Raw genomic sequence first — 16,631 nt, 5'->3', positions numbered from 1 at the left:
ATCCGGCGGTCCCCGGACGAGGATGCTCGCCGTGTCACGAGAAGCACTGATCACCGTGGTCGTGGTTGCTGCCGTGCTGCTGTGGATGGGGCCGAGTCTGTACCGGCAGGATCTGGTGTTCCTCGCTGCGACGTATTCGCTGATCGCACTCGGCATGTACGTGCCATTCGTGCTCGCGGGATCACTGTCGATGGCGTACAGCGCGTATGCGGCGATCGGCGCGTATGCCGTTGCGCTGATCTCGGTTCGGACCGGGTTGTCGATGTGGTGGGGATGGATTCTCGGCGCCCTCGCCGCTGCAGCGGTTGCAGTACTCCTCAGCTTGGCAACACAGAAACTCTCCGGCTTCTACCTTGCCGCGGTGACCTTGTTGTTCGGTATCGCTTTCGAGCACTGGTTGATCGACGGACCGAGTTTCACCGGCGGATCGGCCGGTATCTCGGGCGTCGAGACTGTGACGATGTTCGGCTGGGAGCCACCGCGCTACGCATTGGTCGTGTTCGCGATCTTGTTCGTGTGTCTGATCGCGGTCGCTGTCGATCGACTCCGGAAATCGGTGTGGGGGCTGATGTTGCAAGCTGCCCGCGACAATCGTAATGTCGCACGGTCTTCCGGCGTCAATCCTGCGCACCTGACCGTCGTGGCGCTGGCGATCGGTGCCGCGATCGCGTCGACCGGCGGATCGCTTTTCACCGTGTCGGTGCAAGCTGTCACTCCTGAAACCTTCACTCTCAGTATTGTTTTCCTTGCAATCTTCATGCCGATCATCGGCGGTCGCGGTTCGGCGTGGGGTGCTCCGCTCGGTGCATTGATCGTGGTGATCGTGACGCTGAACATGCCCGGCTACCAGGGAAGCGGCGAACTCCTGCTTGCCGGAGCCGTCCTGGTGATCCTCATCGTCGCGCCTGGTGGGGTGATCGGGTGGAGTCAGAACGTTCTGGGTCGAATGAACCGTCTGTACAAGGAGCGTGGCAATCGATGACTCGGCTACTCGAAGTGAGCGGGCTCCACAAGTCCTACGGCGGCGTCCGCGCTGTCGACGATGTCTCGTTCAGCGTCGGACCGGGAGAGGTGATCGGCCTGGTCGGCCCGAACGGGGCAGGCAAGACCACACTGGTGGACTGCATCTTCGGCACACAGCAAGCAGACTCCGGAACCGTCGCGCTCGCGGGTGCTGCCTTGACCGGGCCGTCGGAGCGCCGTGCACGGCAAGGGCTCTCGCGCACGTTTCAACATCCGCAGCTCGCGGCGGAACTCGACGCCGTCGACAACATCATCCCGGGACTGTACGGGCACAAGATCACCTCACCTCTGCACTCGCTGTGGTGGGCGATCAAAGGACCTTTCGAGAACTGGGACCGGACAGCACAGCGGGCCCGGGAGATTGCTGCGCGATACTCGGTCACCGACGTCGAGAGTGCTTGCGGGGATCTCAGTTTGGGGGCGCAGCGTCTGGTCGAGGTGGCGCGGGCGATGGCGACCGAACCCGATGTTCTCCTGTTGGACGAACCGTTTGCCGGCGCGGATCACGACGGCATCGCTGCCATCTCCGGTGCCGTGCGATCGATTGCCGCGCAGGGCAAAGGAGTAGTCCTGGTCGATCACAACGTCGATCTCATCGCGGCGCTCGCCACCAAGATCGTGCTGCTCAATTTCGGATCAGTGGCGTTCTACGGACCACCGCAGGAGTGCTTGGCCAGCGACGCGATGCGAGAAGTCTATTTCGGTTCCGAATACGAGGAAGGCGCCTGACATGCTCGAACTCGACAGAGTCACAGTTCGATACGGATCCGCTGTCGCCGTCCGGGAAGTCTCCCTTGTCGCCCCCGCCGGTGAAGTGACAGCGATCGTCGGGCCGAACGGTGCAGGCAAGACCAGCTTGGCGGGATCCATCTACGGCTCGGTTCCCGCCACCGGGACAATCAAATTCGATGGTCGAGAGATCCAGAAATTATCGGCACTGGATCGTGTCCGCAGCGGATTTGCCTACGTACCCCAAGGCAGGCAACTGTTCATGCGAATGTCCGTTCGCGAGAACCTACGCGTCGGCGCAGACCTGCTGGGATTGAAAGCCGAAGCCGTGGAAACAGCTTTCGAGAGGTTCCCGATCCTGCATGAACGCTCCGAGAGTTATGCCGGGGTCCTCAGCGGTGGTGAGCAGCAGATGTTGGTTCTGGGGCGGGCCCTTCTGGAAACCCCGAAGGTGTTGCTCCTCGACGAGATGATGACAGGACTGGCACCGAAAATCGTCGCGGAGCTGCGAGCGCTGGTCGGGGGTCTGGCCGCCGAGGGTGTGACCGTCATCGTGACGGAACCGGCACTTACTGCACTGAAATCGGTTGTCGACCGCGGATATGTCATGCAGCGCGGCGAACTCGTCCGCGAATGCGATTCCGCAGCGACACTGGACAACGCGTACAAACAATCGATGGGCGTACTCAGCGCCGACGGGAGATGATCGACGATCATGCTTGAAACGAAGACACTCGACTTCACCGTCGGTGAATTCGCCACGAATCCGGACCGGTTCGCCGGCGTCAGCATCAGCGAAATGGTCAGGCATTGGTCTGAGACCATCCCGGACGAAACCGCCTTTGTCACTCCGGAATCGAGGGTGTCGTGGAAACAGTACGACGCGGCTGCCGATGCGATCGCGTCGGCGCTGGATCTAGCTGGTGAGGGATACGGACATGTAGCCGTGTTGCTCCCCGACACCGCTGTATTCCATGCGGCTCTCTGCGCAGCATTTCGTACCGGCCGCGTCGCGGTCGGAATCGGTTCGCGCTCGGGCATTCGCGAGATCTCTCATCTGATCGCCCGCTCGGAAGCCTCCGTACTCGTCACCACTCGCACGCTGCGCGGCGTCGATACCGCCGAACTCGTGGCGAGTCTGCGGGCAGAGCATCCCGGACTGGACGTCGTCTTCGCCGACGAACGCGCCGACGTGAGTTTCGAACGCGTGAGTGCAAACGGCGAACTCACCTCGTTGCCGGTCGAGCTAAAGCAGTTCCCCGCAACCAGTCCGTGTTTTGTCACGTCAGCCGTTTCGATGCTGAACTCGACGTCCGGCACAACGGGCCTACCCAAACTGGTCACACAAACCGAGGATCGTTGGGTTGGTTTCTCCGAGATTGCCGCCGAGGCGGCGGCGATCGGTCCGGATGAGGTGTTCCTCGGCGCGGTTCCGGCACCTTTCGGATTCGGCCTCTGGACTTCGCATTTCCTGCCGGCGCTACTCGGTGCTCGCAATGTCGTCATGGAACGCTTCGACGTTTCGGTGATGATCGAGTTGATCGAGCGCGAACGGGTGACTGCTTTGAATTGTGTGAGTACACAATTCAAGATGCTGTTGCGTTCGGAGGCCGCGGAATCGGCCGATCTCTCGTCACTTCGTTTCATGTTCACCGGTGGTGAAGCCGTGCCGTATTCGGAGGCACTGGCCTTCGAACAACGTACCGGAGCGGCTGTCCTGCAGTTCTACGGATCAAACGAAACCGGCGCCGTCTCGGTGACGACGGTTTCGGACGGTTCCGATACCCGACTGAAGACGTGCGGCCACGTCATCGATCGCATGCAAGTTCGTGTATTCGACGATGCGGCAAAGGAAGTGACCGGCTCCGTCCGTCGCGGTCAGCCTGCGGTCAACGGCCCGCTGATGTGCCAGGGTTATTGGGGCGACGTCGATGCAAACGACGAGTTGTACACCGACGACGGTTGGATGCTTCTCGGCGACATCGTCGAGATCGACGAGACCGGGCGGGTGCGTGTGGTCGGGCGCAAAGCCGACATCATCATTCGAGGCGGCAAGAACATTTCCGCGGTCGAGGTCGAGGAGTACGTGCGCGCGCATCCTTCGGTGGAACTGGTCGCCGTGGTCGGAGTCGACGATCCGCTGTTCGGTGAGAAGGTCTGTGCGGTCGTCGTGTCCGCCGATGACGATCTGAGTTCGGTGGACCTGACCGCCTGGCTGCAGAGCCGAGGAGTGACCCGCGAGTACATACCCGAGTACGTGATGACGGTCGCCGAATTGCCGATGGCGGCAGGCGGCAAAGTAGCCAAGGGCGAAGTCAAGGCACTCGCGCAGCGGCGGATCGCTGAACTCGGCTGATCGCGCCTGACAGTACCGGCGTCGCGTTACGCTGATCCGGACATTTTGCCGAGAGTGAAGGAAACCCGATGACGAACCCTTCACCGCATCGGTGGCGCAGGCGCTTGCTGTGGGCTCTGGCAATTGTGTTCGTTCTGGTCGGAGCCGTGGTTCTGGCCTTCGTTCTGAGCCCGAGACCTGGCGCACTCACCGTGCGATGGGTCTTCGATCGTGATGCCGTGAAAGTCACCGAGGCGCTCGAGAAGCACGCGCCCGAAGGCGTCGACTCGATCAAGGACCAGCAGTACCGCGCCGAAGACGACGACGCATACCTGGATGTCTACTTTCCCTCAGCGACGACGACCGCATTGCCTACGGTGATCTGGACTCATGGCGGTGCCTGGATCTCGGGAAGCAAGTCCAACTACGCGCCGTACTACGAGTTGCTGGCCTCTCGTGGCTACACCGTTGTGTCCCTGGACTACTCACTCGGACCTGAGCACCACTATCCGACAGCGGTGCGGCAGCTCAACGACGCTCACGCGTACGTCGTCGCGAATGCGGAACGGCTGCATGTTGATCCGACGACGGTCGTTCTCGCCGGTGATTCTGCGGGAGCGCAACTCTCGAGTCAGCTCGCCACTCTCATCACTGATCCCGCGTATGCGAACCGTGTGGGCGTGGTCCCGTCGCTGCGGCCGGATCAGTTACGTGGAGTAATCCTGAACTGTGGAATCTACGACGTCGGGAACATGGTCGGCGGACCCGGCATCATCGGTTGGGGGGTTGATCGGTCCCTCTGGGCGTATACCGGCGTGCGTGACTTCATGAGTACCGACGCAGCGGATCAGATGTCGACCTTGAACTACGTCAGCGCTCAATTTCCGCCTGCCTACATCAGCGGCGGCAACGCGGATCCTTTGACAGATTCTCAGTCGAAACCGTTGGCTGACAAATTGACGGGGTTGGGAGTTGCGGTCGACACACTGTTCTATCCGGCCGATCACGTTCCGGCGCTCGGTCACGAGTATCAGTTCGATCTGGACAATGCCGACGGTCTCACTGCCCTCGATCGCACGGTTCAGTTTCTCGACGCACACACCCGCTAGTTGTCGGATGATGCTGAGACGCTGAAGAAATGGTCATTTCAGACAAAGCGCCGCGGGTGTGTTGCCGGGGAATTCTCGACTAGTCCTTTTGGTCTAGCCTGGGTGAATCCGACCCGACCCGAGGAGTTGTTGTGCGCGCGTCTTCCCCCGACAGACGGCGAAGGCGCATTGTCGGAATCGCGGCCGTATTCGTCGTCATTCTGCTGTCCGGGGTAACCGCGGCACTCGTCAGTCCGTGGCCAGGAGTTCTCCTCGTACGGTGGATGTCAGCGGGTGGCTCCGAAGCGACTCACGCACAACTCGACAGGCATGCACCGTCAGGAATCGTCTCGATTCTCGATCAGTCGTACCGCGACGGCGACGACGATGCACAACTGGACGTTTACTACCCGTCGGAGTCCACTTCGGCGCTACCCACGGTGGTCTGGGTGCACGGCGGTGGCTGGATATCAGGATCGAGAACTGATGCCGACGGTTACTACAAACTGTTGGCAAATCAAGGCTTCACTGTGATTTCGGTGGACTACTCACTGGGACCAGATGCGTATTACCCCACCGCAGTGAATCAGCTGAACGACGCGTATCGATTTATCGTGAGCAACGCGGACAGGTTGCATGTCGATTCGAACAATCTCTTTCTTGCGGGAGATTCGGCAGGCGCGCAGTTGTCCAGTCAGTTGGCGACGGTCATGACCAGCCCTGACTACGCGTCGGAAATGGGTGTGGAGCCGGCATTACGTCCCGAGCAGATACGCGGAGTTGTCCTCGACTGTGGGGTCTTCGATCTGAAACCCCTGCTGTCGCAGGGGAAGTACTTCGGTTGGGGCGTCGACAAGCAGTCGCTGTGGGGGTATCTCGGAACGAGGGACTTCGACGGGTCGACTGCAGTTGGTCAGATGTCGACACTGGGCCATGTGACCTCGGACTTTCCAGCGACGTTCATCACCGGCGGAAATGTCGACCCACTGACCGCCAGCCAGTCGAAACCCATGGCAGAACGGCTCGCCGATCTGGGCGTCGAAGTAGACGCACTGTTCTACCCCGACGATCACGAGCCTGCGCTGGACCACGAATATCAGTTCGACCTCGATACCGTGGACGGGATGATCGCATTCGATCGCACAGTCGCGTTCCTGCGCAACTACGTGCGTTAGCGCGGTCAGCGAATCACGTAAGGCGAAATCGAACTTCGGTGCTCGCTGATGTCGAGGTCTTTACCCAAGGGCGGGAAGGCACGCTGCGGACAGTTGAGGCGTTCGCAGACGCGGCAGCCCGAGCCGATCGGCGTTCCCGGATTCGACTCGTCCAGATCCAGACCGTCGCTGTAGACGAGTCGGTGGGCGTGTCGAATCTCGCATCCCAATCCGATGGCGAAGATCTTTGCGGGCTGTCCGTATCGAGCCGCTCGACGTTCGACCGTGCGAGCAACCCAGAGGTATCGGCGGCCGTCGGGCATCTGTGCGATCTGGGGCATGATCTTGCCCGGATACGAGAACGTCTCGTAGACGTTCCACAGCGGGCACGTACCGCCGCTGGTGGAGAAGTGGAATCCGGTGGCGGACTGACGCTTCGACATGTTTCCGGCACGGTCGACACGGACGAACATGAACGGAACCCCGCGAAGTTTGGGGCGCTGCAGAGTCGAGAGTCGGTGGCAGATCGTCTCGTAGCTCGCGGAATAGAAGGCGGACATGCGCTCGATGTCGTACCGGAAGTCCTCGGCGACGTCGTGGAACTGGCTGTAGGGGAGCACGGTGGCCGCCGCGAAGTAGTTGGCCAATCCAAGTCGCGCCAAAGAGACCGACGCTTCGCTGGTGAAGTTGCCTTCGGCCACCAACGAGTCGAGCAGATCGCCGTGCTCGAGGTACGCGAGTTCTGTCGCGAACTTGAAGACCTGTTGCCCGCCGGAGAGCCGTGCGGAGATTTCCAGGACCCTGGTATCCGGGTCGTAACGATGAAGTATGTTCTCGCCCAGGTCGACTCGTCGAACGATCTGCACGCCGTGGACGGTTTCCAGGCGCCTGGCGATCTCGCCGGCGACGTCGCCGCGATGAAAGCGCATCCGGGCAGTCAGTTCTTCGGCCGCGGTGTCGAGATCGTGAATGTAGTTCTGCCGCTGATAGAAGTAGTCGCGCACTTCCTCGTGCGGCATGGTGATCGAACCGCTGCCGCTGCCGTCCGAGAAGCGGTCTTCCGTCGCTGCGGCGAGTTGCGCCGTGGTGTTGCGGAAGCGGCGATGCATGTTGACCATCGCCTTTGCCAGGCCCGGGTGTGTGGAGACCATCTCCGCGATTTCGTGGGCGTCGGCGTCGATGCCCATCTCCTGATCGAGGGCAACTTCACGCATTTCCGCGATCAGGCGCGTGTCGTCCTGTGGGGAGAAGAAGGTGGTGTCGACGCCGAAGACTTCACTGATTCGCAGGAGGACCGGCACTGTGAGTGGCCGGACGTCGTGCTCGATCTGATTGAGATAGCTTGCCGAGATCTCCAGCGTCTTGGCCAGCGAAGCCTGACTCAACCCGCGCTCGGTCCGCAGTTGGCGGAGCCGGACACCGACAAAGGTTTTCGACATTTTCCCAGGATACGAGTGACAGTCCGGCTTCGCAAAGGTGGGTTTGCAGAATTCGCACCGGTACCCCCTGTGAGTGGTTAAGGAGTCCTCACACTCCTCAACCACTCACGGGGCCGGAGGCCTAGACCCTGTTCTCCGAACGCGGAGCGCCGATTCCGGGATCGATCTGGAACGGTCCGCTCGACGAGGGTGCGAGGGGGAAGTCGAAGATCGCAGTCGGGAGATACACCGTCGAACACGAGTTGGGGATATCCACGACGCCAGACAGGCGGCCCTCGATCGGTGCCGCACCCAGCAGCAGGTACGCCTGCTCTGGCGCGTACCCGAACTTGGTCAGGTACTCGATCGCATGCAGGCACGCACGCTGGTAGGACAGATGTGAATCCAGGTACTTCTGTTCGCCGTCCAACGTGACGGAAGTGCCCGAGAACGCAAGCCACTCGGAGTACTGCGGATCCGTGTTGCCCGGCATGAAGATGGCGTTCTCGGAAACGCCGTAGGTATCCATTCCGCCCTTGATGATGTCCACACGAAGATCGATGAAGCCGCCCATCTCGATGGCACCGCAGAAAGTGATCTCACCGTCGCCCTGGGAGAAGTGAAGATCGCCGACCGACAGATTCGCACCGTCCACGAACACCGGATAGAAGATTCGGCTGCCCTTGGTGAGGTTCTTGATGTCCTGGTTTCCGCCGTTCTCACGCGGGGGAGCGGTGCGAGCTGCCTCGCCGGCCACGCGGGTGTACTCGTCACCGGTCAAGGTTCCCAGTACTGCATCGCGGGGCTCGGGCGGAAGTGCAAGCGGGGGAACCCGATTGGGATCGGTGGCAATGAGGGCGCCCTCGCGGGCATTCCACTTGGCGAGCAACGCCGCCGACGGAGCAGTACCCATCAGCCCCGGGTGGACGATGCCCGTGAACGAGACGTGCGGAATGTGACGCGACGTCGCCGTTTGGCCGGAGAAATCCCAGACGGCCTTGTACGCGTCGGGGAACTGTTCGGTGAGGAAGCCGCCGCCGTTGTTTCGCGGGAAGATGCCCGTGTACCCCCAGCCTTGGCCGGCCAACGGACCCGAATCTTCTTGGGGGATAGGCCCGATATCCAAGATGTCGACGATCAAGAGGTCGCCGGGCTTCGCGCCTTCGACGGAAAAGGGGCCGGACAGCGTGTGGACCGTGGTCAGTGGTGCATTGAGAATGTCGTCGGCCGAGTCGTCGTTGTGGATTGCGCCGTCGAACCATTCGCGGCAATGGACACGAAACGCATCACCGGGTTTCACCGTCACCGCCGCCGGGATGTCCGGGTGCCACCGATTGTGGCCGACGATTGCCTGGTCGGTGAATTTCTTGGCGGAATCGAGTGGAAACAGCAGTTCAGGCATATGCACTCCTCATTCTCGAAGAAACGGAAAACTCGTGGCGGCAGGACTTTCGTGTCGGATCGGGACTCACGGCCAGGACGCGCGGTGAGGACGGTCAGGGGCGAGGTAGCTTGCGGTGCAACGGATTGGACGTCGTCGGGGCAGATTGTCTGCCACGGCCCGGAAGTGACCCACTGACCACGGCAGGCTCGTGAGCTGATCGGGCAGTGCTGTCCAGTAGACCCATCGCGGTTGACGAGCTGTGACTCAAACGGGGAGACGAGACAACACGCTTCGATTCGAGACTGCACTGGGGGCAACGGATCGACTGGGGCACTTCGGCCATCGCGAACGACCGCTCGAGCGGGCCGCAGCCGGTACAGCGAAACTCGTACAGAGGCATGCGGTCACGCTATCGGAGGATCCGTAAGTGCGACACTGGAACGACACGCACCGGGTTGCCGATGCCGCAATTGCGCCCGTCAGCGCAAGTACACAACCGCGTTGTCTCCGCCGGTACAGGTGACGATGCCGGAGGTCACCTTGCATGCCATCGTGTACTCCTTGCCGGTCACCGGACTACGTGCGGACACGGTGCTGGAGGCACCGGTGGCACCGGAGTTTCCGTAGGCGATCCGAACTGCCTCGGCAAACTCGCACGAAGTTTTGCCCCCACTTGTCGCGGACTCCTTGTAACTTCCGGCCGGCTGCCCGCCGGGGCAGGCGGACGCACCGGCCGGGAAGTTCGCGGCGCGTGTGGTCGTCGGGGATGTCGTGCTGGGAGCGGTTGTCGTGGTGCCGGGTGTGTTCGCGGCGGTGATGGTGGTCTGGGCCGCGCCACCGGCGGCTGAGTTTGGGACGTCCTTCGGCCAGAGGACCCAGGCAAGCCCGCCGAAGAGAGCCAACACAGTGATGACTCCGATTACGGATACCGGAATCACCCAGCCGGGCCGACGCGGCGGCGGATTTCCACGTGGCGGTGCAGGCGGGAATCCCTGGGGCGGGGGATACGACTGCGGCGCGGCCCGGTAGCCCAACTGCGGCGGCTGTGGACCGGATTGCGACCATGCCTGGTTGTTCGGTGGCCGCTGATAGTTGTCCGGCACCGCTTTATCGCCCGGTCGGGGGCGTCGAACGACAAGTCATGGTTCGACAGCATATGGCCGGCGAATGGGTTGTCTGTGGCTTTCTGACGGGTAGATCCCTGGAATTGGCCGAGCGAAGCCTGTTGCCACGAAGTGATTGCGGTCACTTGCGAGTTGTGAAGTTGGCTCCGAAGTAGCGGATGGGCCTGTTCCGAGTGCCGAGCGAACTGCCGGAATTTGCAAGTGGCGGAGTTGAGTGCATTTCGTTCACAGCCTGCGGTTTCTTTGCTACTCGCCAGTACGGAACCTGACCGATTGGGCAGTACCAGCCGTGTAGGAATCTTCACAGACTTAGCAAAGTGTGTTGAAAAGGTAGCGAAGATTGGCATTAGCAACAGGTAGACGGCACTTTTTCGATGTGCCATTCTCGGTAAGTACACAAGAAGGGCCTGGCAAGTATGTGAAGTAGTACGCACGTACTGCTCACAACAGGCCGGACCAGCAGATCAAAGAGATGGAGTCTTGATGTCGACCACCGGCACCCCGAAGACCGCAGCTGAGCTCCAGCAGGATTGGGACACCAACCCTCGCTGGAAGGGCGTTACTCGTAACTACACGGCCGATCAGGTCGTCAAGCTCCAGGGCACCGTCGTCGAGGAGCAGACCCTCGCTCGTCGCGGATCCGAGATCCTGTGGGATCTCGTGAACAACGAGGACTACATCAACTCCCTCGGTGCACTTACCGGCAACATGGCTGTGCAGCAGGTTCGCGCCGGCCTGAAGGCCATCTACCTCTCCGGTTGGCAGGTTGCCGGCGACGCTAACCTCTCGGGCCACACGTACCCGGACCAGAGCCTCTACCCGGCCAACTCGGTTCCGACCGTCGTTCGCCGCATCAACAACGCACTGCTGCGCGCCGACGAGATCGCCAAGACCGAGGGTGACACCTCCGTCAGCAACTGGCTCGCTCCGATCGTTGCCGACGCCGAAGCCGGCTTCGGTGGCGCTCTCAACGCTTACGAGCTGCAGAAGGCCATGATCGGCGCCGGCGCTGCCGGTGTCCACTGGGAGGATCAGCTCGCTTCGGAGAAGAAGTGCGGCCACCTCGGCGGCAAGGTGCTCATCCCCACGCAGCAGCACATCCGCACCCTGACCTCGGCTCGCCTGGCTTCCGACGTTGCGGACGTTCCGTCCGTCATCATCGCCCGCACCGACGCTGAGGCTGCAACCCTCATCACCTCCGACGTGGACGAGCGTGACCGCCCGTTCCTCGACGGAACCCGCACGGCTGAAGGCTTCTACGGCGTCAAGAACGGCATCGAGCCCTGCATCGCTCGCGCCAAGGCTTACGCACCGTACGCAGACCTCATCTGGATGGAGACCGGCGTGCCGGATCTCGAGGTTGCAAAGAAGTTCGCCGAGTCCGTTCGCAGCGAATTCCCGGACCAGCTCCTGGCCTACAACTGCTCCCCTTCCTTCAACTGGAAGGCGCACCTGGACGACGCGACCATCGCGAAGTTCCAGAAGGAGCTCGGCGCGATGGGCTTCAAGTTCCAGTTCATCACGCTGGCCGGCTTCCACTCGCTCAACTACGGCATGTTCGACCTGGCCTACGGCTACGCCCGCGAAGGCATGACGGCATTCGTCGACCTGCAGGAGCGCGAGTTCAAGGCTGCCGAAGAGCGTGGCTTCACCGCCATCAAGCACCAGCGTGAGGTTGGCGCCGGCTACTTCGACACCATCGCCACCACCGTTGACCCCAACACCTCGACGGCAGCTCTCAAGGGTTCCACCGAAGAGGGCCAGTTCCACTAAGAACTGACTTCGGGTGGGGGAGAGGCTCGGCTTCGGGTCTCTCCCCTGCTTGTATCACCGCACTACTTTCTCTCGTCTTCAAGGCAGTTCCGATTGCGTCGGCCACCAGCGTCGACGCAGTTCGAAGTGCTTCTTTTACAACACCTTCACCAGACAAACTCCACGAGACAAACAAGGAGCTGACGTGACCAGCGAAAAAATTCAGCGCGTCGGCGTTATCGGCGCCGGAATCATGGGTGCCGGAATCGCCGAGGTGTGCGCCCGCGCACATGTCGATGTTCTGGTCTTCGAGCAGACTCGCGAGCTTGCAGCAGCCGGGCGTTCACGCATCCTGCGTTCGCTCGACCGCGGTGTGAGCAGCGGAAAGATCACAGAACGTGAGCGTGAGCAGGCCGCATGGCGTCTGCGTTTCACCTCCGATCTGGGAGATTTCGCGGACCGCCAGCTCGTCGTGGAGGCCGTCGTCGAAGACGAGAAGATCAAGAGCGAAATCTTCGCCGAGCTCGACGCGGTCGTGACGGACCCGGATGCGGTTCTCGCGTCCAACACGTCGTCGATCCCGATCATGAAGCTCGGCATCTCGACCAAGCGTCCCGAGCGAGTCATCGGTATGCACTTCTTCAACCCGGTTCCGGTTCTGCCGCTCGTCGAATTGGTGACGACGCTCAAGACCAGTGCCTCCGTCTCGCAGCGCGCCGAGGCTTTCGCCAGCGACATCCTCGGCAAGCAGGTCGTCCGCAGTGCCGACCGCTCCGGCTTCGTCGTCAATGCACTCCTGGTGCCGTACCTGCTCTCGGCGATCCGCATGGTCGAGTCGGGATTCGCGACCAAGGAAGACATCGACAAGGCAACCGTTCTCGGCCTCGCGCACCCCATGGGCCCGCTGGCTCTGACCGACCTGGTCGGACTCGACACCGTCAAGTCCATCGCCGACTCAATGTACGAAGAGTTCAAGGAGCCGCTGTACTCCGCTCCGCCGCTGCTCCTGCGTATGGTCGAAGCCGGATTGACCGGCAAGAAGTCCGGCGCGGGCTTCTACGAATACGCCGACAACGGTCGCTCCACCAAGCAGGCAAGCTAAGGCCCACAGCCCCCTGTGCGCGTTTGTGGAGTGTAGAGACTCCATAAGCGCGCACAGGGCGCTCGCGCCCCTCGGTTAGAAAGGTCGACCGCATGTCCAGCAGCACTGCAGCATTCGGCTCCAGCGTCCTGGGGTATCCGCGCATCGGGCCGCGCCGTGAGCTCAAGCGCGCCCTCGAGTCCTACTGGCACGGCACTTCGGGCAAGGACGCACTTCTCGCGGTCGCCAAGGAACTCCAGGAATCGACCTGGAGTGAACTGGCTGCGACGGGACTGAGCCAGGTTCCGGGCAACACCTTCTCCTTCTACGATCACGTCCTCGACAATGCGCTGCTCTTCGGCGCAGTGCCGGAGCGGTTCAAGCCGCTCGAGGGCGCCCTCGATCCGCTCGATTTCTACTTCACGATGGCCCGCGGTCGCCCGGACTTCCCGCCTCTCGAGCTGGTGCGCTTCTTCGGCACGAACTACTACTACCGTCAGCCCGAGATCGACGCGAACACGGTGTTCTCGCTCAACTCGGAGGCACTTCTCGACGAGTTCGAACGCGCTAAGGCGCGCGGCATCGAATTGCGCCCCGTCATCATGGGGCCCGTCTCGCTGCTTCTGCTCTCGAAGGTCGGACCTGCCACCGAGAAGTCCGATCCGAACTTCACCCCGCTCGACTTGTTGGACGCGCTCCTGCCCGAGTACGAGAAGCTCTTCGAGCAGCTCGCCAAGGCCGGTGCCACCTGTGTTCAGTTGGACGAGCCTTCGGTGACCGAGGACCGCACCCCCGAGGAGCTAGCCGCTCTGGGACGTGCGTACGAGAAGCTGTCGACGGCTCCGCTCCGCCCACGCCTGTTGGTGACGGGTCCGTACGGCAAGTTCGGCGAAGCCCTCAACATCTTGGCGCCCACCAAGATCGAAGCCTTCGGTCTGGACTTGGTGCACGGCAAGATCACGGCCGAGGAACTGGCCGCGGTGCCGAACATCAAGCGCAAGCGCATCTACGCGGGCGTCGTCGACGGTCGCAACGTCTGGCGCGTCGACCGGTTCAACACCTTGACGTACCTGAACGAACTCAAGGACGTTGTGCCCGACCTCGTCGTCTCCACGTCGTCGTCGCTGCTGCACGTGCCGTACGACGTGCTCTCCGAGTACGACATTCCGGGAGACGTCGCAGACCGTCTGGCTTTTGCGAAGCAGAAGGTCGGCGAGGTCGTCTCCCTGGCGAAGGCACTCACCGAAGGTCCTTCGGACAAGTGGCGTAAGCGTCCGACGAAGGTGCACTTCAAGCTCAAGCACGCTGTCCGTGCTCGGGTCAACGCGATCAAGCCCGAAGATCGTGTGCGTGCACCGTACGAGGAGCGTCGTAAAGCCCAGCAGGAACGGTTGAACCTGCCCTTGGTTCCGGCCCAGACATTGGGTTCGTTCCCGCAGACCGACGCGATTCGCCAGGCTCGTTACGAACTCGGCCAGGGGCGTTTGGAGTGGGACGACTACTACAAGCGCATCCAGGAAGAGATCGAGCGCACAATCCGTCTGCAAGAGGACATCGGTCTCGATGTCTTCGTGCACGGCGAGCACGAGCGCAACGACATGGTCCAGTACTTCGCCGAACTGCTCGAGGGCTACGCCTTCACGCACAACGGTTGGGTTCAGGCCTACGGATCTCGTTGTACGCGTCCGCCGATTCTCTACGGCGACATTGCACGTCCGAAGCCGATGACGGTCGAATGGATTGCGTACGCGCAGTCGCTGACCGACAAGCCGGTCAAGGGCATGCTGACGGGTCCGGTCACCATGATCGCCCGTTCGTTCGTTCGTCAGGATCAGCCGCTCTACGAAACGGCAGAGCAACTGGCACTTGTCATTCGAGACGAAATCGCGGATCTCGAAGCTGCCGGAATCGCCATCATCCAGGTGGACGAGCCGGCAATTCGTGAACTGCTGCCACTGCGTGAGGACGGCCGGGAGGCCTACCTGGAGTGGGCCGTCGACGCGTTCCGTCTGGCAACAGGTGGAGCGAAGCCGGAAACACAGATCCACACACATCTGACGTACTCCGCTCGGTCGTCGGTGGTCGACGCCATCGAACGGTTGGACGCCGATGTGACGGCTATCGTCGCGACCCGCTCCATCACGTGGGTTCTCGAAGCACTCAAGGAAGGCGCGCTCACGCACGGCGTCGGCCCCGGTGTGTACGAATCTCGTTCGGCTCGGATTCCCGACATCGACGAGCTCGACGAATTGCTCACCGAGGCAAGCGAATCGATCTCTCTCGATCGTTTGTGGGCCAACCCGGACGGTGGCCTCAAGACCCGCCATCCATGGCAGCTCGAGCCTTCGCTGCGGAACATGGTTGCGGCCGCGAGGCGCCTGCGTCGTCGCGCCGAACAAGCGGAGCGCGACGCCGGGTAAGTCACGTCAAGAACACGTCATGGAGGGGCCTGCGATTTGCAGGTCCCTCCATGCACGGGTAGGCATGTGTGCATGGTTACTGCTGCTGCTTACGCCGCGACGTCCGCTGACGGTCCGCTCGAGAAGACCACCGTCGAACGCCGCGAGCTCGGTCCACTGGACATTCTCATCGACATCAAATTTGCCGGCATCTGCCACTCCGACATCCACACCGCTCGCAACGAGTGGGGCGGAGCCAAGTACCCGATCGTCCCCGGACACGAAATCGCCGGTGTCGTCGCCGCCGTGGGTTCGGACGTCACCAAGCACAAAGTCGGCGACCGCGTGGGCGTCGGCTGCTTCGTCGACTCCTGCGGAGAGTGCGACGCCTGCCTGGCCGGCGAAGAGCAGTACTGCCGCAAGGGTGTGACCGGTACATACAACGCCACCGGACGCGACGGCGAGCGCACTCAGGGTGGCTACTCGACGCACATCGTCGTCACCGAGCATTTTGTTCTCTCGATCCCCGAGGGCATCGAACTCGACGTTGCCGCGCCGCTGCTGTGCGCCGGCATCACCTTGTACTCACCGCTGCGGCACTGGAATGCCGGCCCCGGCAAGAAGGTCGCCATCATCGGGTTCGGCGGCCTCGGTCACGTCGGTGTGAAGATCGCCAAGGCGCTCGGCGCGGAAGTCACCGTCCTGAGCCAGACGCTCGGCAAGAAGGAAGACGGCCTTCGTCTCGGCGCCGATCACTACTACGCGACCAATGACCGTGAGACGTTCAAGGCTCTTCGCGGCGAGTTCGACCTGATCCTCAACACGGTCTCGGTCAATCTCGATATCGACGCCTACATGTCCTTGCTCGCCATCAACGGCACGCTCGTCGAACTGGGCCTGCCGGAGAAGCCGATCGAAGTTCGAGCATTCTCGCTCGCCGCAAACCGTCGTAGCCTCGCCGGCTCCATGGTGGGCGGTATCCCGCAGACGCAGGAGATGCTCGACTTCTGCGCCGAGCACGGCATCGGTGCAGAAATCGAACTGATTCCGGCGAGCGACATCAACGACGCTTACGAGCGCGTGATCAAGAGCGACGTTCGATACCGATTCGTGATCGACACCGCAACAATCTGACCCGCTCGGT

14 protein-coding genes are annotated in these 16,631 nt (G+C 61.9%); 10 read left to right on the top strand and 4 right to left on the bottom strand.

Going from position 1 to position 16,631, the window contains the following annotated elements; genetic code table 11:
• Nucleotides 1-22 precede the first annotated feature (22 nt).
• The 6 genes from CPI83_RS21360 (at nt 23) to CPI83_RS21335 (ending at nt 6,350) form a co-directional block, all read left to right on the top strand.
• Entirely contained in the window at nt 23-982 is a 960-nt protein-coding gene (locus CPI83_RS21360; protein WP_223257992.1) for a branched-chain amino acid ABC transporter permease, read from the top strand.
• Nucleotides 979-1,752, top strand: a complete 774-nt coding sequence (locus CPI83_RS21355) for an ATP-binding cassette domain-containing protein (protein WP_046378188.1) — start codon at nt 979-981, stop codon at nt 1,750-1,752. Before CPI83_RS21360 ends, CPI83_RS21355 begins: the two co-directional genes overlap by 4 nt.
• Before the next feature lies 1 nt (nt 1,753).
• On the top strand, nt 1,754-2,458 hold the full coding sequence (locus CPI83_RS21350; protein WP_042951161.1) for an ATP-binding cassette domain-containing protein: 705 nt from the start codon (nt 1,754-1,756) through the stop codon (nt 2,456-2,458).
• Between the two features lie 9 nt (nt 2,459-2,467).
• Nucleotides 2,468-4,108, top strand: coding sequence for a class I adenylate-forming enzyme family protein (locus CPI83_RS21345; RefSeq protein ID WP_020906734.1), 1,641 nt, complete (start codon nt 2,468-2,470; stop codon nt 4,106-4,108).
• A gap of 68 nt (nt 4,109-4,176) precedes the next feature.
• The gene (locus tag CPI83_RS21340; protein WP_097387669.1) at nt 4,177-5,196 is read left to right on the top strand and encodes an alpha/beta hydrolase; all 1,020 of its coding nucleotides are present in this window, start codon (nt 4,177-4,179) and stop codon (nt 5,194-5,196) included.
• Nucleotides 5,197-5,327: 131 nt separating this feature from the next.
• The gene (locus CPI83_RS21335) at nt 5,328-6,350 is read left to right on the top strand and encodes an alpha/beta hydrolase (RefSeq protein ID WP_097387668.1); all 1,023 of its coding nucleotides are present in this window, start codon (nt 5,328-5,330) and stop codon (nt 6,348-6,350) included.
• 5 nt (nt 6,351-6,355) lie between these two features.
• Here CPI83_RS21335 and ramB read toward each other — a convergent pair whose 3' ends face one another.
• From ramB to CPI83_RS21315, 4 genes are all read right to left on the bottom strand, one after another.
• Nucleotides 6,356-7,768: an acetate metabolism transcriptional regulator RamB gene (gene ramB / locus CPI83_RS21330; protein WP_019744436.1), complete on the bottom strand. Its 1,413-nt coding sequence runs from the start codon at nt 7,766-7,768 to the stop codon at nt 6,356-6,358.
• A 121-nt stretch (nt 7,769-7,889) separates the two neighbouring features.
• On the bottom strand, nt 7,890-9,149 hold the full coding sequence (gene fmdA, locus CPI83_RS21325) for a formamidase (RefSeq protein WP_019744435.1): 1,260 nt from the start codon (nt 9,147-9,149) through the stop codon (nt 7,890-7,892).
• Nucleotides 9,150-9,243: 94 nt separating this feature from the next.
• Nucleotides 9,244-9,531: an FmdB family zinc ribbon protein gene (locus tag CPI83_RS21320; RefSeq protein ID WP_020906737.1), complete on the bottom strand. Its 288-nt coding sequence runs from the start codon at nt 9,529-9,531 to the stop codon at nt 9,244-9,246.
• Nucleotides 9,532-9,610: 79 nt separating this feature from the next.
• A complete protein-coding gene (locus CPI83_RS21315; protein WP_020906738.1) occupies nt 9,611-10,234 on the bottom strand; it encodes a hypothetical protein in 624 nt (207 codons plus the stop codon).
• A 504-nt stretch (nt 10,235-10,738) separates the two neighbouring features.
• Between CPI83_RS21315 and aceA the strand changes: the two genes are divergently transcribed.
• From aceA to CPI83_RS21295, 4 genes are all read left to right on the top strand, one after another.
• Entirely contained in the window at nt 10,739-12,028 is a 1,290-nt protein-coding gene (gene aceA / locus CPI83_RS21310) for an isocitrate lyase (RefSeq protein WP_003941533.1), read from the top strand.
• Between the two features lie 184 nt (nt 12,029-12,212).
• A complete protein-coding gene (locus tag CPI83_RS21305) occupies nt 12,213-13,109 on the top strand; it encodes a 3-hydroxybutyryl-CoA dehydrogenase (RefSeq protein ID WP_003941541.1) in 897 nt (298 codons plus the stop codon).
• Nucleotides 13,110-13,201: 92 nt separating this feature from the next.
• Complete coding sequence (metE, locus tag CPI83_RS21300; RefSeq protein WP_097387667.1) at nt 13,202-15,508, top strand: 5-methyltetrahydropteroyltriglutamate--homocysteine S-methyltransferase; 2,307 nt, start codon at nt 13,202-13,204, stop codon at nt 15,506-15,508.
• A gap of 72 nt (nt 15,509-15,580) precedes the next feature.
• On the top strand, nt 15,581-16,621 hold the full coding sequence (locus tag CPI83_RS21295; protein WP_019744429.1) for an NAD(P)-dependent alcohol dehydrogenase: 1,041 nt from the start codon (nt 15,581-15,583) through the stop codon (nt 16,619-16,621).
• Nucleotides 16,622-16,631 lie beyond the last annotated feature (10 nt).

This window comes from Rhodococcus sp. H-CA8f (assembly GCF_002501585.1).
Lineage (GTDB): Bacteria > Actinomycetota > Actinomycetes > Mycobacteriales > Mycobacteriaceae > Rhodococcus_F > Rhodococcus_F erythropolis.
Note: the sequence above shows the minus strand (reverse complement) of the source record. Positions and strands in the feature narration are given on the sequence as shown.